The sequence below is a fragment of the Catenulispora subtropica genome (assembly GCF_039531675.1).
In the GTDB taxonomy this organism is placed as follows: domain Bacteria; phylum Actinomycetota; class Actinomycetes; order Streptomycetales; family Catenulisporaceae; genus Catenulispora; species Catenulispora subtropica.
Window position 1 is genome coordinate 1 of the sequence record NZ_BAAAQM010000094.1, and the last position, 22,951, is coordinate 22,951.

At 73.7% G+C, this 22,951-nt stretch carries 21 protein-coding genes; 4 read left to right on the forward strand and 17 right to left on the reverse strand.

Translation table 11 applies throughout. The annotated features are described in order from the left end of the window. Both ABD466_RS42820 and ABD466_RS42825 read left to right on the forward strand, forming a co-directional pair. Nucleotides 1-589: flavodoxin-dependent (E)-4-hydroxy-3-methylbut-2-enyl-diphosphate synthase (locus ABD466_RS42820; RefSeq protein WP_344663057.1), on the forward strand; the 589-nt coding region annotated here is incomplete at its 5' end. Then, entirely contained in the window at nt 586-1,419 is an 834-nt protein-coding gene (locus ABD466_RS42825) for an SDR family NAD(P)-dependent oxidoreductase (protein WP_344663058.1), read from the forward strand. The genes ABD466_RS42820 and ABD466_RS42825, both read left to right, overlap by 4 nt. 91 nt (nt 1,420-1,510) lie before the next feature. On the opposite strand, the gene hpnH is transcribed toward ABD466_RS42825, so the two are convergent. The 7 genes from hpnH to hpnC all read right to left on the reverse strand — a co-directional run bounded on the left by hpnH (nt 1,511) and on the right by hpnC (nt 9,244). Continuing rightward, on the reverse strand, nt 1,511-2,515 hold the full coding sequence (hpnH, locus tag ABD466_RS42830; protein ID WP_344663059.1) for an adenosyl-hopene transferase HpnH: 1,005 nt from the start codon (nt 2,513-2,515) through the stop codon (nt 1,511-1,513). 98 nt (nt 2,516-2,613) lie between these two features. Next, on the reverse strand, nt 2,614-3,231 hold the full coding sequence (locus ABD466_RS42835; protein ID WP_344663060.1) for a phosphorylase family protein: 618 nt from the start codon (nt 3,229-3,231) through the stop codon (nt 2,614-2,616). After that, a complete protein-coding gene (gene shc / locus ABD466_RS42840) occupies nt 3,228-5,081 on the reverse strand; it encodes a squalene--hopene cyclase (protein WP_344663061.1) in 1,854 nt (617 codons plus the stop codon). The genes ABD466_RS42835 and shc overlap by 4 nt, the downstream gene beginning before the upstream one ends. A gap of 25 nt (nt 5,082-5,106) precedes the next feature. Continuing rightward, nucleotides 5,107-6,123 carry a polyprenyl synthetase family protein gene (locus ABD466_RS42845; protein ID WP_344663062.1) on the reverse strand — a complete coding sequence of 339 codons (1,017 nt, stop codon included), beginning with the start codon at nt 6,121-6,123 and terminating at the stop codon, nt 5,107-5,109. Further along, on the reverse strand, nt 6,120-7,490 hold the full coding sequence (gene hpnE, locus ABD466_RS42850; RefSeq protein ID WP_344663063.1) for a hydroxysqualene dehydroxylase HpnE: 1,371 nt from the start codon (nt 7,488-7,490) through the stop codon (nt 6,120-6,122). The genes ABD466_RS42845 and hpnE overlap by 4 nt, the downstream gene beginning before the upstream one ends. Continuing rightward, entirely contained in the window at nt 7,487-8,350 is an 864-nt protein-coding gene (hpnD, locus tag ABD466_RS42855) for a presqualene diphosphate synthase HpnD (RefSeq protein ID WP_344663064.1), read from the reverse strand. Before hpnD ends, hpnE begins: the two co-directional genes overlap by 4 nt. A gap of 3 nt (nt 8,351-8,353) precedes the next feature. Then, nucleotides 8,354-9,244, reverse strand: a complete 891-nt coding sequence (hpnC, locus tag ABD466_RS42860) for a squalene synthase HpnC (protein ID WP_344663065.1) — start codon at nt 9,242-9,244, stop codon at nt 8,354-8,356. A gap of 93 nt (nt 9,245-9,337) precedes the next feature. On the opposite strand from hpnC, the gene ABD466_RS42865 reads away from it, so the two are divergent. Further along, a complete protein-coding gene (locus tag ABD466_RS42865) occupies nt 9,338-10,057 on the forward strand; it encodes a polysaccharide deacetylase family protein (protein WP_344663066.1) in 720 nt (239 codons plus the stop codon). Nucleotides 10,058-10,109: 52 nt separating this feature from the next. Here the strand turns inward: ABD466_RS42865 and ABD466_RS42870 are convergent, their stop codons facing one another. From ABD466_RS42870 to ABD466_RS42900, 7 genes are all read right to left on the reverse strand, one after another. Beyond that, the gene (locus ABD466_RS42870) at nt 10,110-11,198 is read right to left on the reverse strand and encodes an MGDG synthase family glycosyltransferase (protein ID WP_344663067.1); all 1,089 of its coding nucleotides are present in this window, start codon (nt 11,196-11,198) and stop codon (nt 10,110-10,112) included. A gap of 8 nt (nt 11,199-11,206) precedes the next feature. Then, nucleotides 11,207-12,133, reverse strand: a complete 927-nt coding sequence (locus ABD466_RS42875; protein ID WP_344663068.1) for an NAD-dependent epimerase/dehydratase family protein — start codon at nt 12,131-12,133, stop codon at nt 11,207-11,209. Nucleotides 12,134-12,144: 11 nt separating this feature from the next. Next, on the reverse strand, nt 12,145-13,269 hold the full coding sequence (locus ABD466_RS42880; protein ID WP_344663069.1) for a DegT/DnrJ/EryC1/StrS family aminotransferase: 1,125 nt from the start codon (nt 13,267-13,269) through the stop codon (nt 12,145-12,147). 197 nt (nt 13,270-13,466) lie between these two features. After that, on the reverse strand, nt 13,467-15,275 hold the full coding sequence (cydC, locus tag ABD466_RS42885) for a thiol reductant ABC exporter subunit CydC (RefSeq protein ID WP_344663070.1): 1,809 nt from the start codon (nt 15,273-15,275) through the stop codon (nt 13,467-13,469). Further along, nucleotides 15,272-16,933 (reverse strand): thiol reductant ABC exporter subunit CydD, encoded by a 1,662-nt coding sequence (gene cydD / locus ABD466_RS42890; protein WP_344663071.1) that lies wholly within the window; start codon nt 16,931-16,933, stop codon nt 15,272-15,274. Before cydD ends, cydC begins: the two co-directional genes overlap by 4 nt. Then, nucleotides 16,930-17,955, reverse strand: coding sequence for a cytochrome d ubiquinol oxidase subunit II (gene cydB / locus ABD466_RS42895; protein WP_344663072.1), 1,026 nt, complete (start codon nt 17,953-17,955; stop codon nt 16,930-16,932). Before cydB ends, cydD begins: the two co-directional genes overlap by 4 nt. 12 nt (nt 17,956-17,967) lie before the next feature. Next, nucleotides 17,968-19,359 carry a cytochrome ubiquinol oxidase subunit I gene (locus tag ABD466_RS42900; RefSeq protein WP_344663073.1) on the reverse strand — a complete coding sequence of 464 codons (1,392 nt, stop codon included), beginning with the start codon at nt 19,357-19,359 and terminating at the stop codon, nt 17,968-17,970. A 304-nt stretch (nt 19,360-19,663) separates the two neighbouring features. On the opposite strand from ABD466_RS42900, the gene ABD466_RS42905 reads away from it, so the two are divergent. Next, nucleotides 19,664-20,512, forward strand: coding sequence for an SDR family NAD(P)-dependent oxidoreductase (locus ABD466_RS42905; RefSeq protein WP_344663074.1), 849 nt, complete (start codon nt 19,664-19,666; stop codon nt 20,510-20,512). On the opposite strand, the gene ABD466_RS42910 is transcribed toward ABD466_RS42905, so the two are convergent. The 3 genes from ABD466_RS42910 to ABD466_RS42920 all read right to left on the reverse strand — a co-directional run bounded on the left by ABD466_RS42910 (nt 20,487) and on the right by ABD466_RS42920 (nt 22,857). Continuing rightward, nucleotides 20,487-21,377, reverse strand: coding sequence for a helix-turn-helix transcriptional regulator (locus ABD466_RS42910; protein WP_344663075.1), 891 nt, complete (start codon nt 21,375-21,377; stop codon nt 20,487-20,489). The genes ABD466_RS42905 and ABD466_RS42910 overlap by 26 nt on opposite strands. 68 nt (nt 21,378-21,445) lie before the next feature. Further along, entirely contained in the window at nt 21,446-21,649 is a 204-nt protein-coding gene (locus tag ABD466_RS42915) for a tautomerase family protein (protein ID WP_344663076.1), read from the reverse strand. Nucleotides 21,650-21,750: 101 nt separating this feature from the next. Next, entirely contained in the window at nt 21,751-22,857 is a 1,107-nt protein-coding gene (locus ABD466_RS42920) for a M20 family metallopeptidase (protein ID WP_344663077.1), read from the reverse strand. Between the last annotated feature and the right edge of the window lie 94 nt (nt 22,858-22,951).

Sequence of the window (22,951 nt, forward strand, 5' to 3'; positions counted from 1 at the left end):
GTGCTCGTTGTTCGAGGAGCACGACTTCCGCGACATCAAGATCTCGGTCAAGCACCACGACCCCCTGGTGATGGTGGCGGCCTACCGGCTGCTGTCGGAACAGTGTGACTATCCACTGCATCTCGGCGTCACCGAGGCGGGCCCGCTGATGCAGGGGACGGTGAAGTCGGCGGTCGCGTTCGGGATCCTCCTGGCGGAGGGGATCGGCGACACGATCCGGGTCTCGCTGTCGGCGCCGCCTGTCGAGGAAGTCAAGGTCGGGATCGGCATACTGGAGTCGCTGGGCCTGCGCGGACGTTATCTGGAGATCGTGTCGTGCCCGTCGTGCGGGCGCGCGCAGGTGGATGTCTACAAGCTGGCCGAGCGGGTGCAGGCGGCGTTCGACGGGTTCCCGCATCCGCTGCGGGTGGCGGTGATGGGCTGCGTGGTCAACGGTCCCGGCGAGGCCCGCGAGGCCGACCTCGGCGTGTCCTCGGGGAACGGGAAGGGACAGATCTTCGTGCGCGGCGAGGTGGTACGGACGGTGCCCGAGGCGCAGATCGTCGAGGCGCTGGTGGAGGAGGCTTTGGCGCTGACGGAGGGCGCGTGAGCGGAGGCGCGGAGGTCGACGGCGGGCGCGCGACGGCTGAGACCGGGCGGGTGAGGGTGGCAGCCGGCGGTCCGGCCCCGGCGAAGGGACGCGTGGCACTGGTGACCGGCGCGTCCTCGGGAATCGGAGCGGCGACCGCCGCCGCGCTGGCCCGGCGAGGCTACCGGGTCGTGGTGCAGGGCCGGGACGAGCGCACACTGGCGGAGGTCGCGACGAAGGTCGCAGGCGTGCCGGTGTGCGCCGACCTGTCGCGGGCCCGCGAGGTCGAGCGACTGGCCGAGCGGGCGCTGGAGGTCGGCGGGGGACGCGTCGACATCCTGGTGAACAACGCCGGCGTCGGCTGGATGGGTGCGTTCGACGCCATGCCGACGGAGACCGTCGGGCAGTTGCTGGCCGTGGACCTGGCCGCGCCGATCGCGCTGACACGCGCCCTCGTCCCGGGCATGCGCGAACGCGGATTCGGCCGCGTGGTGTTCGTGGGCTCCATCGCCGGCCGGCTGGGGGTCGGCGGCGAGGCGGTCTACGCGGGCGCCAAAGCAGGACTCGACTGTTTCGCGGAGAGCATCCGCGGCGAGCTGCGCGGCACCGGTGTCGCCGTGTCGGTCGTGGTGCCCGGGGTCGTCGCGACGCCGTTCTTCGAGCGGCGCGGGGAGCCGTACACGCGGCGGTGGCCGCGGCCGGTTCCAGCGGGGAGGGTCGCGGATGCGGTGGTGCGGTGTGTCGAGGGCGGGGCCGCGGAGGCGTATGTGCCGCGGTGGTTGCGGGTGCCGGTGGTTACGCGGGCAGTGGCGCCGGGGGTGTATCGGTGGTTGGCGGGTCGGTTCGGGTAGCGGATGGGCCGGTTCGGCAGGGGACGGGTCGGCATGGGGCTGAGACCGGCCGTGGGTGGCGGCCGCAGCCCAACCGCCACCGACCTCCCCCTCAGCTCTCCCGCAAAGCCCTGATCGACTCCTTCAACGACCCCAACGTCGCGAACACCGCCGTCGGCTCATACCCACAATGCGCCATACAGTTCGCGCACCGCACATCGTTGCCCCGACCGTAGCTCGACCAGTCCGTCTCCTCGATGAGTTCGCGATACGTCGCCGCATAGCCATCGGCCATCAAGTAACACGGCCGCTGCCAGCCGAGCAGCGAGTAACTCGGAATCGCCCACGCGGTGCAAGGGAAGTCCGTCTTCCCCTCCAAGAAGTCCAGGAACAGAGGGCTGTGGTTCAGCCGCCACCGCTTCCGGTTCCCGTCCGCGAACGCCTTGCGGAAAAGCTCCCGCGTCTGGCGGACCGCGAGGAAGTGCTCCTGGTCCGGCGCCTTCTCGTAGGCGTAGCCGGGGGAGATCATCATCTGGTCGACCTGGAGGTCGTCGTTCAGGTAGTCGAGGACGTCGATCACGTCCTGCGGCGAGTCCGTGTCGAAGAACGTCGTGTTCGTCGTCACGCGGAAGCCGCGCCGGCGCAGCTCGCGCACCGCCTCGACGGCCTCGTCGAAGACGCCTTCCTTGCACACCGACTCGTCGTGGCGTTCGCGGAGGCCGTCGAGGTGGATCACCCAGGTGAAGTAGCGGGAGGGCTTGAAGCGGTCCAGCTTCTTGGGGATGAGGAGCGCGTTCGTGCAGAGGAAGACGTAGCGCTTCATCTTCACCAGTTCGTCGACCAGTTCGCCGATCTGGGGGTGCATGAGCGGTTCGCCGCCGGCGATGGAGACCATCGGGGCGCCGCATTCGCGCATGGCGGCCAGGGCCTGTTCGACCGGCATGCGCTTCTTGAGGAGGTCCGCCGGTTGCTGGATCTTGCCGCAGCCCGCGCAGGACAGGTTGCAGGCGAACAGGGGCTCCAGCTCCACCAGGAGGGGGAACTTCTCTCGACGGCGCAGCTTGTTGGCCAGGACGTAGCTTCCGATGCGGATGCTCTGGCGGACCGGCATTCCCATGACTTGCGCCTCCTCCTTCTCGAGGCCCCCCTCGGTATCTGTTCAGACGGTGTTCAGATGTGTGTTCAGATGTGCCTTCAGGCCTGTGTTCAGCTGTGTCAGACGGGTTCCAGCGCCGCCGCCCAGTCACGGAGCACCGCCCCGATCGAGCGGAGCCGTCTGCGCGCGGTCAGCCCGGCGCGCAGCGTCGCCGGGCGCAGCAGGGGGTGCTCCGGGCTGTCGACGACCACCCGGACCACGGCGAAGGGCCGGCCGCGGGAAGTCGCGACGAGAGGGAACGACTCCATGTCGACCGTGGTCACGCCCTCCCCCGCCAGGCGGGTCAGGATTTCGGGGGACGCCATGTGGTCCACGGTCGCGATCGGGCCGGTGACCACCAGCGGGTCGGTGCGGCTCGGGACGTGGGGACCGTCGGCGGCCTCGTGTTCCAGGATCAGGTGGCGTTGCAGGGACGCCGCGATGGAGTCGGCCCACGGGCACTCGACGACCAGTTCGCCGCGCCGCACCTCGTCGGCGACCACCACGTCGCCGGCACGCAGGGCGTCGTCGGCGGCGCCGCCGAAGCCCGCGACGGCCAGCACCTCGTAGTCCGGCATGTTCCGCGCGTACTCCTTGGCCCGCTGCGTGCCCATGCCGACGCGCTCCACCCGGAGGCCGTCGGTCTTCAGAGCCCGCTCCTCGATGCCGAGGGCCGCGCACACCAGCAAGTCGGTCATGGCGCCTGCACCGCCCGCACGTAGCGCCCCAGGGCGCTGATCGGGAAGACCAGCCGATAGAGGTGGTAGTTGAGGTAGAAGTCGCCGGGGAAGCCCGTGCCGGTGAAGTGGTCCTCGTCCCAGGTCCCGTCCGGACGCTGGGTGCGGACCAGGAACCGGACGCCGTGCTCGACCGCCGCGCTCCGCTCCTCCCCCGCCGCGAGCAGGGCGAGCAGAGCCCACGCGGTCTGCGACGCGGTCGACACGCCGCGGCCGATCCAGCGCGGGTCGCGGTAGGAGCGCAGGTCCTCGCCCCAGCCGCCGTCGTCGTTCTGGTGCTCCTCCAGCCAGCGCACGGCCCGCCGGATCATCTCCTCCTCCCGGTCGACCCCGGCCGCGATGAGGGCGGGGACCACGGCGCCGGTTCCGTAGACGTGGTTGGCGCCCCAGCGTCCGAACCAGGAGCCGTCCTCCTCCTGCTCCTTGACCAGCCAGTCCAGGGCCCGGCGCGAGGCCCGGGAGCCGGCGAGGCCGAGGGCCGCGAACGCCTCCAGCACGTGGGCGGTGACGTCGGCGGTCGGCGGGTCGATCACCGCGCCGAAGTCGCAGAACGGGAGCTTGAGTGCCAGCGTGCGGGTGTTGTCGGCGTCGAAGGCGCCGTAGCCGCCGTCTTGACAGGCCATCCCCTCCAGCCAGCGGACGCCGCGGGCGACGGCGGCGGGGACGCCGGGGTGGTCGACGCGGTTCAGGGCGAGCAGCACCTCGGCGGTGTCGTCGGTGTCGGGGTAGCCGTCGTTGGCGAACTCGAACGCCCAGCCACCGGGGGCCACGCGCGGTCGGCGCACGGACCAGTCGCCGGGGTTGGTGATCTCCTCGCGGAGCACCCAGTCGGCGGCCCGGGTGAGCGCCGGGTGGTCGGCGGGCAGGTCCGCGTCGCGCAGGGCGGTCATCGCCAGGACGGTGTCCCAGACCGGGGACTGACAGGCTTCGAGGCGGCGTCCCCGCTCGTCGCGGATGATGAACCCGTCCAGCCCCTCGACGCCCTTCTTCATCACCGGGTGGTCGACGTCGTAGCCGAGCAGGTTGAGGGCGATCAGCGAGTACACCCACGGCGGCTGGATCCCGCCCCAGGACCCGTCCGCCTCCTGCCGCGCGATGATCCAGTCGGCGGAGCGGCGCAGGGCCGCGTCGCGCAGCGAGCGCAGCGGGCGGCGTTCGTAGACGTGCAGCACACGGTCGAGCGCGGTGAAGAAGCCGCGTGCGGCCGGCACTCGGCGCCCCGTACGCAGCTCCTTCAGGTCGAAGCCGAGCGGCCGGTTCGGGCGCAGGGCGTTGACGACGGTCAACGGGACCACGGTCTGCCGGGCCCAGCAGGCCCAGTCGTAGACGTTGAGCGGGAACCACTTCGGCAGGTAGATCAGCTCCGGCGGCATCACCGGCAGGTCCGCCCAGTCCCACTCGCCGAACAGCGCCAGCCAGATCCGGGTGAAGACCCGGCTCGCCTCGATGCCGCCGGACTCCAGGATGAAGGCGCGGGCGGCGCGCATGTGCTCGGCGTCCCGCGCGTCGCCGGCCATCCGCAGGGCGGCGTAGGCCTCGATGGTCGTGGACAGGTCGGCCGGGCCGTCGAAGAAGTTCGCCCAGGTGCCATCCGGCCGCTGCTGCGAGCGGATCCAGGCGGCGGCCTCGGCCGTCTCGTCCTCGCGGCGGATCCCGAGGAACTGGCGCAGCAGCAGGTCCTCGGCGTCCATCGTGACATTGGTCTCGAGCTCGCCCTTCCACCAGCCCGCCCCGTCCTGCAGGCCGAGCAGATGGTCGGCGGCGGCCTTCAGGGTCGCGGCGGCCTCGGCCGAATCGGCGACGTCCGACATGACGGTCCCGTCCTTCTCAGCGGTCTCAGTAATCGCGGGTGGTGACGAAGTGGGCGATGGCCAGGAACTCGGCGCGCACGTCGGCCGGGACGCCGGCGGCGTCCAGGCGGGCCGCGGCGGAGTCCACGCGCACGTCGGCGGCCCGCTCGGCCCAGGCCCGGCCGCCCGCCTCCTCGATCAGCGCGGCCGCCTCCACCAGCTGGTCCTCGCTCAGCGGCTCGGTCTGGGCGTAGAGCCCGGCCAGGCGGGCCGAGGCCGGGGTGCCGGCGCCGAGCGCGGCGGTCACCGGCAGCGACTTCTTGCGCGAGCGCAGGTCGTTCAGCACCGGCTTGCCGGTCACCTCGGGGCGGCCCCAGATGCCGAGCAGGTCGTCGACGAGCTGGAAGGCCAGGCCCAGGTCCTCGCCGAACCCGGACAGCGCCAGCGCCAGCTTGTTCGGCGCCTCGGCCAGCACCGCGCCGATCGCGCAGGAACAGGCGAACAGCGCCGCGGTCTTGTCCATCGACATCACCGTGCACTCGTCGAGCGAGACGTCCGAGCGGGACTCGAACCCCAGGTCGAGCGCCTGCCCGGCGATCAGCTTGCGGGTGGTGGAGGCTATGCACCGCGCCGCCCGGTGCGCCCCGGCGGTGCCGCGGTCCAGCAGCACCTCCTCGGCCAGCGCCAGCAGCGCGTCGCCGGCCAGGATCGCGGCCGGGACGCCGAACACGGTCCACGCCGCCGGCCGGTGCCGCCGCATCCGGTCGTCGTCCATGACGTCGTCGTGGAGCAGGGAGAACGCGTGGACGAACTCGACCGCCACCGCGGCCGGCACGACCCGGGCCGGGTCGACGCCGGCCGCCCGGCCGGACAGCAGCGCCATGGCCGGCCGCAGGGCCTTGCCGCCGGTCGGCCCGGCGGGCGCCGAGCCGTCGGCCTCGACCCACCCGAAGTGATACGCGGCGACCCGGCGCATCCGCGGGTCCAGCCGCTCGACGGCGGCGCGCATGGCCGCCTCGACCATCTCGCGGCCTTCGGTGACCGCGTGCGGGACGACTGTCATCGGTCGTGACCTCCCTGCAGATGCCGACGGCACAGGCGGGCGGCCGTCAGACCGCTGCGCACCGCGCCCTCCATGGTGTCGGGCCAGCCCGTGGCGGTCCACGCGCCGGCGAGGAAAAGCCCTGGCAGCCGCGTCGCCGCCGCGGGCCGCAGCGCGGCGCTGCCCGGCCCCTGGCGGAACGTCGCGTGCCGTTCGCGGGTGACGAAGAACTCGGCGGCCCCGGCGCGGCGCGCGGCGGGCAGCACCTCGGCCAGCGCCGGCAGGAACGCGTCCCGGATCCGCGCGACCGGCGTGTCGATCCACTCCCCGGCCGCCGACACCACGCTGCTGACGTACTGGACGCCGCTGCCGGCCAGGCCGGCGGCGGCGGTGCGGTCGAAGACCCACTGCACCGGCGAGTCGACGACCGCGGCGAACGGCCCGTCCAGCACCGGCCGGTCGTAGACCACGTGCACGTCGACGATCGGCGAGGCCGCCAGGCCGCCCCAGCGCCCGCGGTCCGGGCACGCCGCCCGCGGCACCAGTCCGGCGGCCGCCGGATGCGGGACGGCGACGATCACGGCGTCGGCGTCGACCGGGAACCCGTCGACGACCAGCCGCGTCCCGGACACGACCGCCTCGACCTTGGTCTTCAGGTGGACCCGCCGGAGATGCTTCTCGGCCGCCCGGCCGTGCAGCTCGCCGAGCGGCAGCCGCGGGACGCCGATGTCCGCGGCGTCGGACCGGCCGAGCAGCGCGGTCTTGATCACCATCGCGGACAGGCCGAGCGAGGCCTCCTCGACCCGGCAGTTCAGCGCCGCGGTGACGAACAGCTCCCACAGGTAGCGGCGACTCCGGTCGTCCTGCCCGTGCCGGTCCAGCCAGTCGCCGAGGCTGCGGGTGTCGGCGAGCGGATCGTCCGGATCCACCCGGCCCATCGCCAGCGACGCCGCGGCCGCCCGCAGCCGCTCGGCCGGGGTCAGCAGGGAGTACCGGGCCAGGGCCGGCAGCAGGTGCAGCGGCCCGGGGAGAGCGATGGAGCGCGGGAGGGCGCGGGTGAACACAGTGCGGCGGAGCCGCGCTTCGGGGCGGTCGTCGGGGGTCAGGATCCGCAGATCGAAGCGGTCCTGCAGGTCGACGCCGCCCGCGGTGCCGAGGCGCTCCAGCAGGCCGCGGTAGGCGGTGAAGGCCCGGAGCATCACGTGCTGGCCGTTGTCGACGGTCAGGCTGGACGTGCCGGGCAGCCCGTCGACGGCCCGCTGGAAGGAGTGCGTGGCGCCGCCGAGGCGCGGCCGCGCCTCGTAGAGCTCCACGTCGATCCCGGCCTCCTGGAGCGCGACCGCGGCCGCGATGCCGGCCAGGCCTCCGCCGACCACCGCGACGCTCACGGCCGCATCCCCGCCAGCGCGCGGACCGCGACCGCGGCCTTCTGCCGGCCCGGCAGCGACATGCGGGCGTTCAGGGCGCTGATCGGCTGCTCGGCGATGCGGTCCAGCAGCCGGCGGTAGATGCCGGCCATCGCCGCGGTGCAGGCCGCGCTGCGCCGGTCCAGCAGCGGCAGCAGGCGCAGCCCGGCGTCGTACCAGGTCCGGGCCCGCGCCGCCTGGTCCCGGAGCAGCTCGGCCAGGTCCGCGGGTTCGTCGACGAAGCGGCCGTGCTCGTCCAGCTTGAGCGTGCAGCCGAACCGGATCAGCGCGTCGGCCGGCAGGTAGACGCGGCCCATGAGGCCGTCCTCGCGGATGTCCCGCAGGATGTTCGTGAGCTGGAGCGCCACCCCCAGGGAGTCGGCGTAGCCGGACGCCTCCTCGAAGCGGGCCGGGTCGACACCGTAGACGCCGAGCGACAGCCGGCCGATGGAGCCGGCGACGCAGCGGCAGTAGTGGGTCAGCTGGTCCGCGGTGGCGTAGTCGACGCCGCGGACGTCGGCCTCGCAGCCGTCGATGAGCTCGTCGAAGGCGCCCAGCGGGACCGGGAACCGGCGGGCGGTGTCGGCCAGCGCCACCAGCACGGGGTCCTCGGGGCGCGCGGACAGGCCGTGCAGGTCGGCGCGGGCGGCGCCGAGCTGCGCCAGCCGCTCGCCCGCGGGCCCGTCGCCGTCGCCGACGTCGTCGATCCGCCGGGCGAACGCGTAGACCGCGGACAGCGCCTGGCGCTTCGGGGTGGGCAGCAGGCGGATCCCGTACGCGAAGTTGCGGGCCCGGGCGCGCACCACCTGTTCGCAGTGGTCGTAGGCGGCTTGGGTGTCCATGCCTCACTTCCCTCCGAGGATCGTCAGTGCTTCGGCGAGCGTCCGGGCGCGGCTCGGGCGCAACGCGGCGGCGTGGACGTCGTAGGCGCCGTCCCGCAGGGCGGCCAGGGTGGCGCGGCCTCCGGCCAGGTAGCCGGCGACGCTGATCCGCGCCCAGCCCTCCAGCCGGCCGACCAGCGGGGCGCCGGAGTCGAGCAGGGCGCAGGCGCGGTCGGCGACCCGGGCCACGGCGCCGCGCAACCGGGTCGGGGTGGTGCGGGCGGCGCCGAGGTCGGCGTCGGTGCAGCCGAAGGCGCGCAGGTCCTCGGCGGGCAGGTAGACCCGGCCGGCGGCGAAGTCCTCGGCGACGTCCTGGCAGTGCTCGATGACCTGCAGCGCGGTGCAGACGCGGTCGGACAGCTCGACCCGCTCGGGGGTCGCGGCGTCGAAGACGTGCAGCACCAGGTGGCCGACCGGGTCGGCGGACAGGGCGCAGTAGGCGACCAGCTGGTCCCAGGTGTCGTAGCGGGCCGCCTCCTGGTCCTGCCGGTTGGCCCGGACCAGCTTGCGCAGCGGATCCTGCGGGATGTCGTGCTCCAGGGCGACGGTCCCGACGGCGCGCAGGGCCGGCAGCTCGGGGGCCCGGCCGGCGTAGATCCGGTCGATGTCCCGGTCCACCAGGTCCAGCAGCCGGGTCCGGTCGGCCGGCGGCGCCTCGTCGCCGATGTCGTCGACCAGGCGGGCGTAACGGTAGATCGCGCCCAGCGCCGCGCGGTGCCGGGCCGGCAGGATGCGCAGCGCCACCGGGAAGTTCTCCCGCACGGTCCGTTCGGGCGGCACGGCCGGTTCGTCGACGCCCGTGACCGGACGCGGCGCGCCCCCCGCCCGGGTGTCGGACCGTCTCGCCATCAGCATCAGTGACTTCCCTTCGTCTCTCCCGCAACGGAATCAGCACCTGGGCACTCTCGCCACGTTTCTTGATCCATCCGTGGTGGGAATGGAGCGGGCATGCGTCCAGTGGCAGCCGCGGCCGTCGCGACGGGCGGCGTGGCCGGGCTCTGCCTCGCGCACGTCGGGCCCGCCGCGAGCTGGCTGCCGCCGGTGCGCGACCGCCTCACGCCGGGGCTGGCCGGGCGCGGGCGGCCGGACCACGTGGCCCTGACCTTCGACGACGGCCCCGACCCGCGCAGCACGCCGCACCTGCTGGACCTGCTCGACGAGCTCGAGGTGCACGCGACGTTCTTCGTGCTCGGCTCCCGGGTGGAGCGGCACCGGGCGGTGGCCGCCGAGACCGCCGCGCGCGGCCACGAGGTGGCGGTCCACGGATGGGCGCACCGTCCGCAGTGGGTGCCGCGACCGCAGCGGGATGTCCGGGAGCTGCGACAAGCCCGGGCCGCCATCGAACAGGTCTGCGGGGTGCGCCCGGTGTGGTTCCGTCCCCCGTTCGGAGTCCTGACCACCGGTCTGTTGCGGGCGGCGCGGCGGGCCGAGCTGCGTCCGGTGCTGTGGGGAGCGTGGGGGAAGGACTGGCGGGAGGACCGCTCCCCCGCCGCCGTGGAGCGGACCGTGGTCTCCACGCTGCACGGCGGCACCACGGTGCTGTTGCACGACACCTCGCCCGACGGTGGCAGCGAGGCGTGGCGCAACACGCTGGGCGCACTGCCGGGCATCGTGGAGCACTGCCGGCGGGCGGGGTGGGACGTGGGCCCGCTGGCCGAGCATTTCTGACCGGCCGAGCAGGTCCGGCCGGCACCGGATCGGCCCGGGGCCCCGACCCCGCTCAGGTCAGCCCCACCCGGGTCAGCGCCTCAGCGAACCCGGCCTCCCACGGCGCCCGCTCCGCCCCCGCCGACGGCGCCGGAGCGGGCCGCTCCAGCGCGGCCAGCGCCGCACGGACCACGTCGCGGGGCTTGGCGCCGGTGACGTCGGCGGCGCCGAGTTCGAGTTCGTGCTGCAGGTTGTCGCGGCCATGGCCGGGCACCACGTCCAGCAGCAGCAGCCGGCGGCCGATCGCGCGCGCTTCGCTGCAGGTGTCCCCGGAGCTGGTGACGACGAGGTCGGCGGCCGCCATGAGTGAGGGGACGCGGTCGGTGTAGCCGAGGGCGCGGACTCGCGGCTCACGGATCTCGACGCCCCGCAGCCGCGTCTCCAGGTCCCGGTTGCGCCCGGCGACGGCCAGCACGTGCACCCCGGCCGCGCCGAGCGCCGCCGCGGCTTCGGCGACCGGGCCCAGCCCCCAGGCGCCGCTCATCAGCAGCACACAGCGGGCGTCCGCCGGGATCCCGAACTCGTCCCTGGCTTCCTGCCTGGTCGGCGGCGTGTAGAAGGGACGGCGCAGCGGGGCCGGGACGACGGCGATCCCGGCGTCGGGCCGGAAGCGGCGTACACCCGCACCGGCCACCTCGGAGGTGACCAGGAACAGGTCGGTGCTGTCGTGGACCCACAGCCGGTGCGGCGTGACGTCGGTGCAGAACACCATGTGCGGCGGGATCGCACCGCCGGCCCGGTGGACTCCGTGGATCGCACCGGCGGCGGTGGCGAACACGGACACGACGAGGTCGGGCTGCTCCTCGTGGAGCAGCCCGCGCACGCGCGGCACGAGCCGCGAGACCGCCGCCTTCTCCGTGAGCCCGGCCAGCCGGGTCCCGGGCCGCAGGGCGGCGAAGTGGAAGGCGTCGTAGACGCCCGGTACCGCCAGCAGCCGCCGGAACACCGCCTCCCCCGCCGCGCCGGAGCGGCGTCCCATCAGCGCCATGGCGTCCACCGTGGACGTGGTCCAGCCGCGGTCGCTCAGCGAGTCCGCACAGGCCGCCGCCATGACGTCATGGCCCTGGCCCAGGGATCCCGACAGCAGCAGCGCGTGCGGCATGGACCGGCTCAGCGCCCCTGGGCCCGGTACCACTCGACGTAGCGCCGGACGCCCTCGGTGAACCCGGTCTCCGGCGCCCAGCCCAACAGGCGCTTGGCCTTGGCGTTGGAGATCCGGGTGCCGGCGTAGTCGGCGGCGCGCGCCGGGACGTGTTCCACGGTGACGGGGCCGAGCAGGCCGTCGACGGTGTCGGCGATCTGGCGGACCGAGATCGGGGTGGTGCCCTCCAGCGCGAACGTCTCGTCCTCGGCCGCCGGCGACAGCGCGAGCACGTGCGCCGCGGCGAGGTCTTCGACGTAGACGTAGTTCCGGGTCTGCTTGCCCTCCCCGGCGATGGTGATCGGGGTGCCGTTGAGCGCCGCCTGCACGAACTTGGCCACGACCAGGGCGTCGCGCATGCGCGGGCCGTAGGGGATGCCGTAGCGCAGGATCGTGGCGTGCTGTCCGTACAGCTCGCGGTAGCTGTGCACGGCCATCTCCGCCGCGAGCTTGGTGGCGACGTAGAGGTGGCCGCTGCGCCGGAGGTCGAAGGGGGTGTCCTCGGTCAGGTCGGCCGCCGCGGGGGTGGCGTCGCCGGCGTGGGCGGCCCCGTACACCCAGACCGTGCTGGCCAGGACGAACCGGTTCATGCCGACGCGCCGCGCGGCCTCCAGCGCGCTGCCGGTGCCCTCGACGTTGAGCCGCAGCGCCCGCACCGGGTCGGCCGTGACCTGGTCGACGTCGGCGGCGGCGGCCAGGTGGAACACCGCCTCGCCGCCGTCGAGGGCCGCGGTCAGCTCGTCCAGCTTGAGGATGTCGGCCTGCCGGTACTCCGCGGCCGGGTTGAGCCTGGTGACGGCGGAGTCCACGACCACGACCTCGTGGCCGGCGTCGACGAGCTTGTCGACGACGTGCGAGCCGATGAACCCGCAGCCCCCGGTGACGACGGTGCGCATGGTGGGCCTCCTCAGCCGAACATCTCGTGGGACACCGTGGTCACCGCGGTGAGGACCTGCTCGACCTCGTCGTCGCGCATGTCGGAGTGCACCGGCAGGCAGACGTGGCGGGCGCAGACGTCCTCGGCGACCGGGAGCGCGCCGTTCGCGTACTTCTTCAGCACCGGCTGCTGGTGCAGCGGCAGGTCGTAGACCTCGCCGGACAGCCGCACGTCGAACCGGTCGGCGACCTCGGACTTGAACCGCGCCCGGTCCGCGCCCTCGGGCAGCAGCACGATGTACTTGTAGAAGTTGCTGACGCAGCCGGGCGGTTCGGTGAGCGGGGTGAGGGCGTCGACGGAGGCGAGCGCGTCGGTGTAGCGGGCGGCCACTCCGCGGCGGTGCTGGACGAACTCGCCCAGGCGCTGCACGTGGACCGCGCCGGCGGCGGCGTTCAGCTCGCTGATCCGCCACGAGGCCCCGTCGCGCACGTGGTGGTTGGCCGTGAACGCGCCCTTGCCCTGGTCCCGGTAGATCCGGGCCTCCTCGCGCACCTCGGGCGAGGCGGTGAGGATCATGCCGCCCTCGCCGCTGGTCGTGACCTTGGTCGGGTAGAACGAGAAGGCCCCGGCCAGGCCGAACGTGCCGGCCATCCGGCCGTCCAGGCTGCATCCGTGGGCGTGGGCGGCGTCCTCGATCAGGGCGACGCCGCGCCGGTCGCACAGGGCCTTGATCGCGTGCACCTCGGGCGTGATCAGGCCCCCGATGTGGACCAGCACGACGGCCTTGGTCGAGGGGGTGAGCGCGGCCTCGACCGAGGCCGCGGTGAGCGCGAACGTCGCGGCGTCGACGTCGGCGAACACCGGCCGGCCGCCGGCGTGCACGACGGCCGCGGCGGTGGCGTAGAAGGTGTTCGCCGGCACCACCACGTCGCGGTTGGCGACTCCGGCCACCCGCAGCGCGATCTCCAGCGCCGCGGTCCCGGTGGCCACGGCCACCGCGTGCTGGGCGCGGTGCGCGGCGGCGAAGGCGGTCTCGAACCGCTCGGTGTGGGGTCCCAGCGTCAGGGCGCCGGTGGCGAGGCTTTCGGCGACCGCGGCGGCGACGGCCGCCCGGTCTTCGACGTCGAACACGATACGAGCCGCCGGTACTGTCACTGCCCACCTCCGGAACATGGACGAATTACGCGTTCCTAATGAGAGCGCACGAAATGCCCGAAGGCCATCGGAGCGCTCAAATGGGGGAGGTGGGCGCGGTCGGGTGTGGCGCGGTCGCAGGGCGGTGGCAGGCGGTCACCCGTGGCAGCGACGCAGAGCCGCGATGAAGGCGGCGCCGTCGGGTGGGCCGAGGCCGGTCACCGTGGCGTGGCCCTCGGCGCGGACGTGCTGCGGGTGGCCAGCTCAACGGCGCCGTCGACGGCGCAGAGGACCTCGGGCCGGTGGGTGGACCACAGGACCGTGCGGCCGGCGGTGGCGCGGAGCAGGTCGGCGCTCACCTCGTCGGCGGTCGCCGCGTCCAGGTGGGCGGTGGGTTCGTCCAGGACGATGATCGGGGTGTCGGCGAGCAGCGTGCGGGCCAGGGCGATGCGCTGACGCTCTCCTCCGGACACGGCGTCGCCGAGTACTCCGACCGGGGTGTCGAGGCCCTGCGGCAGGGATGCGGCCCAGCCGTCGAGGCGGACGGTGCGCAGCACCGACCACAGCTTGGCGTCGTCCGCCGCCGGGTCGCCGACGAGGAGGTTCTCGCGCAGCGTCGTGTCGAACAGCTGCGCGTCCTGGCCGCACCAGCCGATGAGCGAGCGCAGGCGCGCCGGGTCGAGGTGCCGGAGGTCGACGCCGTCGATCCGGACCGAGCCGGACACCGGGTCGAGGAACCGGAGCAGGCCGCTGATCACGGTGGACTTGCCCGCGCCGCTGGGACCGGTCAGGGCCAGGCGCCGGCCGGCGCCCAGGGTGAGGTCGACGTGCTCCACGACCGGTTCGGCGCCGGGCCAGGCGAAGGAGGCGTCGTGGACGGTCAGGCGCGAGTCCGGGCCCCAGTGGACGTCGACCGGGGTGTTCGGCGCGGGGGTCGGGTCGGGGGCGTCGACGATCTCGAAGACGCGCCGGGCCGCGGCCCGCACCCGCGGCACCGCGCGGGCGGCCTCCGGAAGCGGCGACAGCGCTTCGAACAAGGCCAGCGGGGTCAGGACCAGCACGGCCAGCATCACGCCGTCCAGGCGGCCGGCGCGGACGGCGTCCAGACCGAGAAGCGCCATGGCGAGCACGGTCAGGCCGCCCCCGAGCACCGTCAGGGCGCTACCGGCACCGACCGCCCGGGCACTGCGGCGCTCGGCCCGCACCAGACGGTCCTCGAGCTCGGCGATCGCGGTGAGGCGGCGCTGCGCGGCCCCGTTGACGACGAGTTCCGGCATGCCTTCGTAGAGGTCGACGACGGCGGAGGCGAGGCGGCCGCGGTCGGTCAGCAGACGGCGCTCGGCCCGGCGCGCGATCAGATGGCTGAGCCCGGGCGCGGCGACGGCGACGATCAGCACTCCGCAGGCGAGCAGCGCTCCGGCTGCGGGCAGCACGGCGGCGATGAACGCCACACTCGCGCCGCTGACGGTGACCGCCACCGCGGCCGGCAGCAGGATCCGGAGGAGGAGGTCCTGGAGGGCGTCGACGTCGGCGACCAGCCGGGCCAGCAGATCGCCGCGCTCGCGCTCGGGCAGGCCCGCCGGCGCGACGCGCTCGAGACCCTGATAGAGGCGGACCCGCAGGGCGGCGAGGACCCGCAGGGCGGCGTCGTGGGAGGCCAGGCGCTCGGCGTAGCGGGCGGCGGCGCGGCCGAGGCCGAACGCCTGGACCGCGGCGATGGCGACTTCGAGGCTCAGGATCGGCGGCCGGAGCGCGGCCTTGCTGATCAGCCAGCCGGAGGTGGCGGCCAGGCCGATCGCGCAGGCGGAGGCGACGACGCCGAGCAGGAGGGCGACGGCCAGCTCGCGACGGTGGCCGCGGATGAGGGTGTTGACGGTCGTGTTGACGGTCGTGGGGCTGCGGGGTGTGAGGCCGCCGGCATCCGGCTGGGCGTCGCCGCCGGCAGAGCCGGAGGCGCCGGAAGGTCCGGAAGCGCCGCCATGGCCGGAGCCCCGCGCGAGAGCCGCGATGTTCTCCTGCGTGCTCATGCCGCTGACACCGCGAGCGTCGAGGCCGGTCGGCCGAGCCGCACCACCGAGTCGCAAAGCCCGGACACGGCACCCCGGTGCGTGACGACCACGCACGTCCGTCCGGCCAGCGCGGGCGCGAGCGTGTCGAGGAGTCCTTCCTCGGTGACCATGTCCAGTCCTTCCGTGGGTTCGTCGAGCAGCACCACCTGCGCGTCGCGGAGCAGCGCCCGGGCGATCGCGAGCCGCCGGATCTGGCCTCCGGACAAGGCCGAGCCGCGGGTCCCCGCCTGCCGGTCCAGGGGAACGTCGAGCTGCGCCGCGTCGGCGGCGGCCCGAACCGCCGCGTCGTCGGCGTCGGGGCGGCCGAGCCGGATGTTGTCGGCCACCGTTCCGGCGACGATGAACGGCCGCTGCGGGACCCAGGCGATCCGCGAGCGCCACGCGTCGAGGTCGAGGCCGGCCAGGTCGTGGCCGTCCACCGTGATCCGTCCGGCGTCGGGCGCCGTCAGGCCGAGGACCACGTGCAGCAGCGTGGACTTGCCGGCGCCGCTGGGTCCGGTCAGGCCGGTGACCCGGCCCGGTGCGAACTCGATCGTGACATCGTCGACGGCGGGCTCGGCGCGGTCCGGGTGCCGCACGGTCACGCCTTCGAGCCGGATGCGCGGCGGGGCGGCGGCGCCGGCGGGGTCGGACGGAACCGCGTCCCCGCCCGGCGGCAGCGGCTCGGCGAGCCGGCTCAGGATCACGTCGGCGGCGCTCAGCCCCTCGGCGGCGTCGTGATACCTGGCGCCCAGGCGACGCAGCGGCAGGTAGACCTCGGGCGCGAGGATGAGCGCGAGCAGCCCTTCGCGCAGGCCGAGACCGCCGCCGACCAGCCGCAGCCCCACCGAGACGGCGACCAGCGCCACCGACAGTGTGGCGATCAGCTCCAGGACCAGCGCCGACAGGAAAGCCCAGCGCAGCGTCGCCATCGTCGTGCGGCGCTGAGCGTCGGCGGCGCGCCGGACCACGGCGGACTGCGCGCGGCCGCGACCGAACGCCTTGAGCGTGGTCAGGCCGGTGAGCAGTTCCAGGAAGTGGCCGGAGAGCCGCTGCAGCGCGCCCCACTGCCGGTCCATGGCGCTCTTGCTGGCCAGTCCGACCAGGATCATGAACACCGGGACCAGCGGTACGGTCACGGCGACGATGATCCCCGACAACCGGTCGGCGGCCAGGATCCGCATCGCCACGACGAGCGGCACGACGGCGGCAAGGACCAGCTGCGGCAGGTAGCGGGCGAAGTAGCCGTCCAGCGCGTCCAGGCCCCGCGTCGCCGCGAGCGCCGCCTCGCCGTGCCGGTCCCGGGCCGCGGCCCGGCGGGCGCCCGCGGCGACCTCGTGCTCCAGGAGCGCCCGGCGCAGCGTGCTCTTCACCGCCGCCGACGTGCCGGCCGCGGCGGACTCGCCGATCCAGGCCAGAGCGCTGCGTCCGCCCACGGCGGCGGCCGCCACAAGCAAATGAGGCGTCGCGGCGGACACCGTGAGCCCGTGCAGGAACCCGTCGGCCACGACGGTGGCCAGCGCGCCGGCCTGCACGACGATCAACACCGCGTCGGCGACGCCGGCCGCGACGCACAGTGCCAGGTAGCGGCGCGCGGCCCCCGCCTGCCGGAACAGGCGGGGATCGACCGGCCTCATGCGGCGTGGCCGACCGTGCTGGGGGTGTCCACCGGGATGTCGGACACGCCGATGCGCTTGCGGAACACCCAGTACGTCCAGCCCTGATACAGCAGCACCAGCGGGGTGAAGACCACCGCGACCACGCTCATGATCTGCAGCGTGTAGTGCGAGGACGAGGCGTTGTGGATGGTGAGGTCGTAGGCCGCCGAGGTCGTGGACGGCATGACGTTCGGGTAGAGCGTGGTGAACAGGGTGACGGTGGTCGCGACGATCGCGACCGCGGTGCCGAGGAACGCCCAGCCCTCCCGCCCGCGCAGGTTCGCGACGAGCGTCCCGACCAGACCCGCGGCCGCGACCAGCGCGAGGGCCGCGGCGGCGGCCTTGCCGTGGTGGAGCTCGGTCCAGAGCAGGAAGCAGCCGGCGACGACGATCGCGACCGGGGCGAGCCGGGCGGCGGTGCGGCGGGCGCGTTCCCGGACGTCGCCGAGCGTCCTCAGGGCGAGGAACACCGCGCCGTGCAGCGTGAACACGGTCAGCGTCGTCAGTCCGCCGAGCAGGGCGTACGGGTTGAGCAGGGCGAAGAAGCCGCCGGTGTAGTGCTCGTGGGCGTCGATGGCGACGCCGCGCACGATGTTCCCGAACGCCACGCCCCACAGCAGGGCCGGCACCGCGCTCCCGGCCGTGATGCACCAGTCCCAGCGCCGGCGCCACGCCGCGTCCGGCCGCTTGCCCCGGTACTCGAAGGCCACGGCCCGGATGATGAGGGCGACCAGGATCATCAGCAGCGGCAGGTAGAAGCCGCTGAACAGGGTCGCGTACCACATCGGGAAGGCGGCGAAAGTGGCGCCGCCGGCCACCAGCAGCCACACCTCGTTGCCGTCCCAGACCGGGCCGACGGTATTGATCAGGACGCGGCGCTCGGTGTCGTCGCGGCCCAGGACCGGCAGCAGGATCCCGACGCCGAAGTCGAAACCCTCCAGCAGGAAGTAGCCGCACCACAGGACCGCGATGAGGACGAACCACAGATCATTCAGAGACATCGCAGGGCCCTCCTAGTAGGCGAAGCTGAGGCGGGGTTCGGAGTCGCCGGCCTTCGCGGGCGGCTCGACCTCCGGCGGCCCGGCCTTGGCGTACTTGAGCATCAGGCCGACCTCGACCACGGCCAGCACCCCGTACAGCGCGGACAGGACGATGAGGGAGGTCAGGACTTCGCCCGGGCTGACCAGCGACACGCCTTCGCGGGTGGTCAGCACGCCGTAGACGGCCCAGGGCTGGCGGCCCATCTCGGTGAAGATCCAGCCGAACGACGAGGCCAGGATCGGCAGCGCGATGGACCAGGTGCAGATCCGCCAGAACCAGCGCCGCTGCGGAAGTCTGCCGCGCCGGGTCCACCACAGGCCGACCAGGGCGACGAGTCCGGCCAGCAGCCCGGTGCCGATCATCAGACGGAACGACCAGTAGGTGACCGGGATGACCGGCTTGTAGCTGCCCGGACCGAACCGGCTGGCTTCAAGCGCCTGCACGTCGTCGATCCCGTCGACCTTGCCGGAGAACGAACCGGTGGCCAGGAACGACAGCACGCCGGGGACGCGGACGCTGAACTCCTCCTTGCCCCCGTCGAGCGAGCCGATCGTGAACAGCGAGAACGACGCGGGCTTGGAGCTGGTGTAGAGCGCCTCGGCGGCGGCCATCTTCATCGGCTGCTGCGTCGTCATGATCTTGCCGTCGATGTCGCCGGTGACCAGCAGCCCGGCCGTCGCGACGATCGACGCGACCAGGCCCAGCCGCAGCGCGGGGCGCAGCACGTCGGTGAACTTGCCGCGGGCCAGGTGCCAGGCGCTCACCCCGACCAGGAGCATGCCCCCGTAGAGGAGGGCGGCGGTCAGGGTGTGGAAGAACGCGATGACGGCGGTCGAGTTCGTCAGCACCGCGACGATGTCGGTCAGGACGGCGCGATTGGTGACCGGGTCGATGCGGTAGCCGACCGGGTGCTGCATCCAGGCGTTGGCCGCGAGGATGAAGTACGCCGACAACATGGTCCCGATCGACACCAGCCAGATGCACGCCAGGTGGACGCGCTCGGGCAGGCGGCCCCACCCGAAGATCCAGAGCCCGAGGAACGTGGACTCCAGGAAGAAGGCCAGCAGCCCCTCGATCGCCAGCGGCGCCCCGAAGACGTCGCCGACGAAGCGCGAGTAGGCGCTCCAGTCCATGCCGAACTGGAACTCCTGCACGATGCCGGTGGCCACGCCGAGCGCGAAGTTGATCAGGAACAGCTTCCCGAAGAACTTCACCGACCGCAGCAGGCGCTCGTCGCGGGTGCGCAGCCAGCGCGTCTGCAGGATCGCGATCAGCGCCGACAGGCCGATGGTCAGCGGCACGAAGAAGAAGTGATAGACGGTGGTGATGCCGAACTGCCAGCGCGCGAGCATCAGGGTGTTCACAGCGAACCTACTCTCGGATCCGGCGTGCGGTGGTTCAGGGGGCTCAGGATGGGAACCCCGGTACGAGTCGCTGCTCCGAGATCTCGCCCGGGGTGCTCGCCGGACCAGGTGACACCCGCCGGGAGCTCGGTGATTGGCATGGCACTACCGTCGCGGGCAGCCGGTGTGCCCCGTTAGGGTCCTTCGGCCCGTCCGTCCCGGGCCTCAGTGCCCGACGGTCACGCCTCATGCCTCTCCGTGTGCAGTCGCATCCATAGAGTGTGTCTGCACACGTGAGCATGTCACCGACGATGAGGATGCTGCCATGACTGATTCCAAGACCGTGCTGATCACCGGGACCTCCAGCGGGATCGGGCTGGCCGCCGCCGTGGCCGCCGCCGCGTCCGGCTGGCACGTCGTGGCCACCCTGCGCGACCCCGGGAAGGTGGGAGCGCTGTTCGCGGCGGCCGCCGAGGCCGGCGTCGCGGACCGGATCCAGGTGGCGGCGCTCGACGTCACCGACCCCGCGTCCGTGGTCGCGGCGGTCGAGCGCGTCGTCGCCGAGCACGGCCGCCTGGACGCCGTGGTCAACAACGCCGGGGCGGGGATGGTCGGCACCGCCGAGCTGCTCACCGACGCCGACGTCCGCGACGCGATGGAGGTCAACTACTTCGGCGTCGTGGCCGTCACCCGGGCCGCGCTGCCGCACCTGCGGGCGGTGGGCGGGCGCCTGGTCACCGTGACCAGCGTCGGCGGGGTCGTGGGCCAGCCGTTCAACGACGCGTACTGCGCCGCCAAGTTCGCCGTCGAGGGCTTCATGGAGTCGCTGGCTCCGGTCGCGGCCACGGTCGGGGTGCGGGTCAGCGTGGTCGAGCCCGGCGCGGTGGCCAGCGAGTTCGTGGCCAGCCAGCAGCTCGACATCCCCGCGCTGCTCGGCGCGGCCGGACCCTACGCCCCGGCGATGCAGTCCTACATCGAACGCACCGTCGCCTCCTTCGGCGACGCGCAGACCTCCGCCGACGCCGCCGCGGCGATCGTCGCGACCCTGGACGCCGCCGAGCCGCCGTTCCGCGTCCAGACCTCGGACCGGGCCCGTGACTTCGTCGGCACAAAGCTGACCGACCGGGACGGATCAGCGGTGCAGGCGCTTACGCGGGACTGGGTCGAGGGCTGACAGAAACCGCCGCGTCGGCCACCCCGCCGCCCAGGTCCTGGGTCCCGATCACCTCCAGCAGCCGCAGCTGCTCGACCGCCGGGCCGCCGGGCGGCGCGGTGTAGAACTGGAGCCGCTGGCGGCCGTCCTCGCTGAACAGGTTCTGGCAGGTGATCTCCACGACGCCCAGGGCGGGGTGGACGATCCGCTTGCGTTCGCCGCGCCGCACGGCGACGTCGCCGCGGTCCCACAGCCGGGCGAACTCCGGGCTCGCCCGGCGCAGCCGGGCCACCATCCGCCGTCCCACCGGGTCGCGGTCCCGGCGGGCGATCGCCGCCCGCAGATCGGACACCAGCACGCGGGAATGGTGCGGATGGTCCTCGACCGGATAGATCGCGCGCGCCGCGGGGTCGGTGAACCAGCGGTGGACGAAGCTCGCCGCCGGGCCGTCGCCGGTGACCGCCGGGCCGAGCAGCGCGGTGGCCAGCCGGTTCTGGACCAGGGTCTCGTGCAGGTCGGTGATGATGAGCGCCGGGGTGGCCGCCAGCCGGTCCAGCAGCGCCAGCATGGCCGGCGGCACGTAGGCGGCGGTGCCCTGCGCGGCGGTGGCGACAGGACGTCCGGCCAGCAGGAACAAGTGGTCGCGCTCGTCGCCGTCCAGGCGCAGGGCCCGGGCCAGCGCGCCGAGCATCTGGGCGGAGGGCTGGGCGCCCCGGCCCTGCTCGAGCTCGGTGTAGTACTCGACCGACGCGCCGGCCAGGTGCGCCACCTCGTCCCGCCGCAGACCCGGCACGCGGCGGCGGGTCCCGGTCGGCAGACCGGCCTCGGCCGGCGTGATCCGGTCCCGCCGCGACTTCAGGAAGGTTCCGAGTTCGGGCAGATCCATGGCGCCGAGTCTCTCCCGGAGACCGGGTGCGCAGCCAGGGGACGGCGTCCCCTGGCTGCGCACCTCCGTCAACCGTTCAGCTCGGCGAGGGTCAGGACATCGCCGCCGATGCCCCAGCCGCCGTCGGCGACCTCCTCGACCAGGACCATCGTGGTGGCGCGGGCGCGTTCTCCGTAGATGCGGACGTACAGCTCGGTGGTCTCGGTGACGATCTGTTCCTTCTGCTTCTCGTCGAGAGTCTTCTCGGGGACCTTGAAATTGGCGAACGGCATGAGGGCGTCCTTTCGGGATGCGTTTCGTTTGCGCTCCCCACGATCGCCTCCGCCCGGCCGGCCAACCAGAGTCCGCCGACCCCGGGGTCGGCGTCCCACCCCTAACTTCCGAGCAACCGCAGGGACGGCCGGGCTTCGAGGAGATCGGCGACGAGCTCGGCGAGCAGGGCGGCACGTCGCGGCATGGCGTCGGCCAGGACGTGCTCATCGTCCGCGTGCGCGCCGCCGCCGACCGCGCCGAGGCCGTCGAGCGTCGGCGTGCCGACGGCCGCCGTCCGGTTGCCGTCCGAACCGCCGCCCACCGCCACGCCCTGCAGCGGCGCCAGACCGAGCCGGGCGGCCGCCTGCTCGGCGCGGGCGAACAGGGCGCTGGACGCCGACGGCGGCAACGGCGGGCTCTCGGGGCCGCTGTCCACCCGCAGCGACGTGCCGTCCAGCCGGGGACGGAGCGCCGCCAGGCCGGCGGCCACCCGCCGTTGTTCCTCGACGCTGAAGGCCCGCACGTCGACGGCGACCTCCGCCGAGCCCGGCACCGTGTTCACGGTGTCGCCGCCCCGGATGACCGAGGGCGTGACCGTCGTCCCCCGCTCGGGATCCGCCAGCCGCACGATCGCGAGGATCTGGTGGGCGAGCTCCACCGCGGCGTTGGCCCCGCGTTCGGGTTCGAGGCCGGCGTGCGCGGCCCGGCCGAGGACGTGGAGCCGATGGCTTCCGGCGCCCTTGCGCGCGGTCTTGAGGGCGCCGTCGGCGCTCGCCTCGAGGACGAGCGCCGCCCGGCTGCGCCGGGCCTCGTCCTGGATGAGCGCGTGGGACGCCGGGGACCCGACTTCCTCATCGCTGGTGACGAGGACCGTGACGCCGTCCAGCCCGGTGTCGTCCAAGGCGGCGAGTGCGTGCAGCATCTGCACCAGCCCGGCCTTCATGTCGAAGCATCCGGGACCGGTGATCCGGCCGTCGACGACCGTGAACGGGAGGCGTTCGAGAGTGCCGATCGGCCAGACCGTGTCGAGGTGGCCGAGCAGCAGGACGCGGTCGCCGCGCCCGAAGCGCCAGCGCAGCTGCACCTCGCCGCCATGGTCCAGCCGCTCCGGGAACGTCCCCAGCAGTCGTCCGCCGATCGCCGCCAACACGTCGGCGCACCGGTTGGTGGCGGCCCGGTCGCCGGTCGGCGACTCGCAGCGGACCAGCGCCTCGAGGTCGGCGAGCATCGTCGGCAGGGCCCGCTCCAGGTGCTCCAGCAGCGGGGCGGCCGGGGCGCTCACGCCGCGCCGCCGTCGCGTTCGGCGCGGTCGGCGCGGTCGG

Coding starts and splice junctions, on each gene's coding strand:
- hpnH (WP_344663059.1), bottom strand. CDS start 2,515: ATGGGAATGCCGGTCCGCCAGAGCATCCGCATCGGAAGCTACGTCCTG.
- ABD466_RS42835 (WP_344663060.1), bottom strand. CDS start 3,231: ATGACCGACTTGCTGGTGTGCGCGGCCCTCGGCATCGAGGAGCGGGCT.
- shc (WP_344663061.1), bottom strand. CDS start 5,081: ATGTCGGACGTCGCCGATTCGGCCGAGGCCGCCGCGACCCTGAAGGCC.
- ABD466_RS42845 (WP_344663062.1), bottom strand. CDS start 6,123: ATGACAGTCGTCCCGCACGCGGTCACCGAAGGCCGCGAGATGGTCGAG.
- hpnD (WP_344663064.1), bottom strand. CDS start 8,350: ATGGACACCCAAGCCGCCTACGACCACTGCGAACAGGTGGTGCGCGCC.
- hpnC (WP_344663065.1), bottom strand. CDS start 9,244: ATGCTGATGGCGAGACGGTCCGACACCCGGGCGGGGGGCGCGCCGCGT.
- ABD466_RS42865 (WP_344663066.1), top strand. CDS start 9,338: ATGCGTCCAGTGGCAGCCGCGGCCGTCGCGACGGGCGGCGTGGCCGGG.
- ABD466_RS42870 (WP_344663067.1), bottom strand. CDS start 11,198: ATGCCGCACGCGCTGCTGCTGTCGGGATCCCTGGGCCAGGGCCATGAC.
- ABD466_RS42875 (WP_344663068.1), bottom strand. CDS start 12,133: ATGCGCACCGTCGTCACCGGGGGCTGCGGGTTCATCGGCTCGCACGTC.
- cydC (WP_344663070.1), bottom strand. CDS start 15,275: ATGAGCACGCAGGAGAACATCGCGGCTCTCGCGCGGGGCTCCGGCCAT.
- cydD (WP_344663071.1), bottom strand. CDS start 16,933: ATGAGGCCGGTCGATCCCCGCCTGTTCCGGCAGGCGGGGGCCGCGCGC.
- cydB (WP_344663072.1), bottom strand. CDS start 17,955: ATGTCTCTGAATGATCTGTGGTTCGTCCTCATCGCGGTCCTGTGGTGC.
- ABD466_RS42905 (WP_344663074.1), top strand. CDS start 19,664: ATGACTGATTCCAAGACCGTGCTGATCACCGGGACCTCCAGCGGGATC.
- ABD466_RS42910 (WP_344663075.1), bottom strand. CDS start 21,377: ATGGATCTGCCCGAACTCGGAACCTTCCTGAAGTCGCGGCGGGACCGG.
- ABD466_RS42915 (WP_344663076.1), bottom strand. CDS start 21,649: ATGCCGTTCGCCAATTTCAAGGTCCCCGAGAAGACTCTCGACGAGAAG.
- ABD466_RS42920 (WP_344663077.1), bottom strand. CDS start 22,857: ATGCTCGCCGACCTCGAGGCGCTGGTCCGCTGCGAGTCGCCGACCGGC.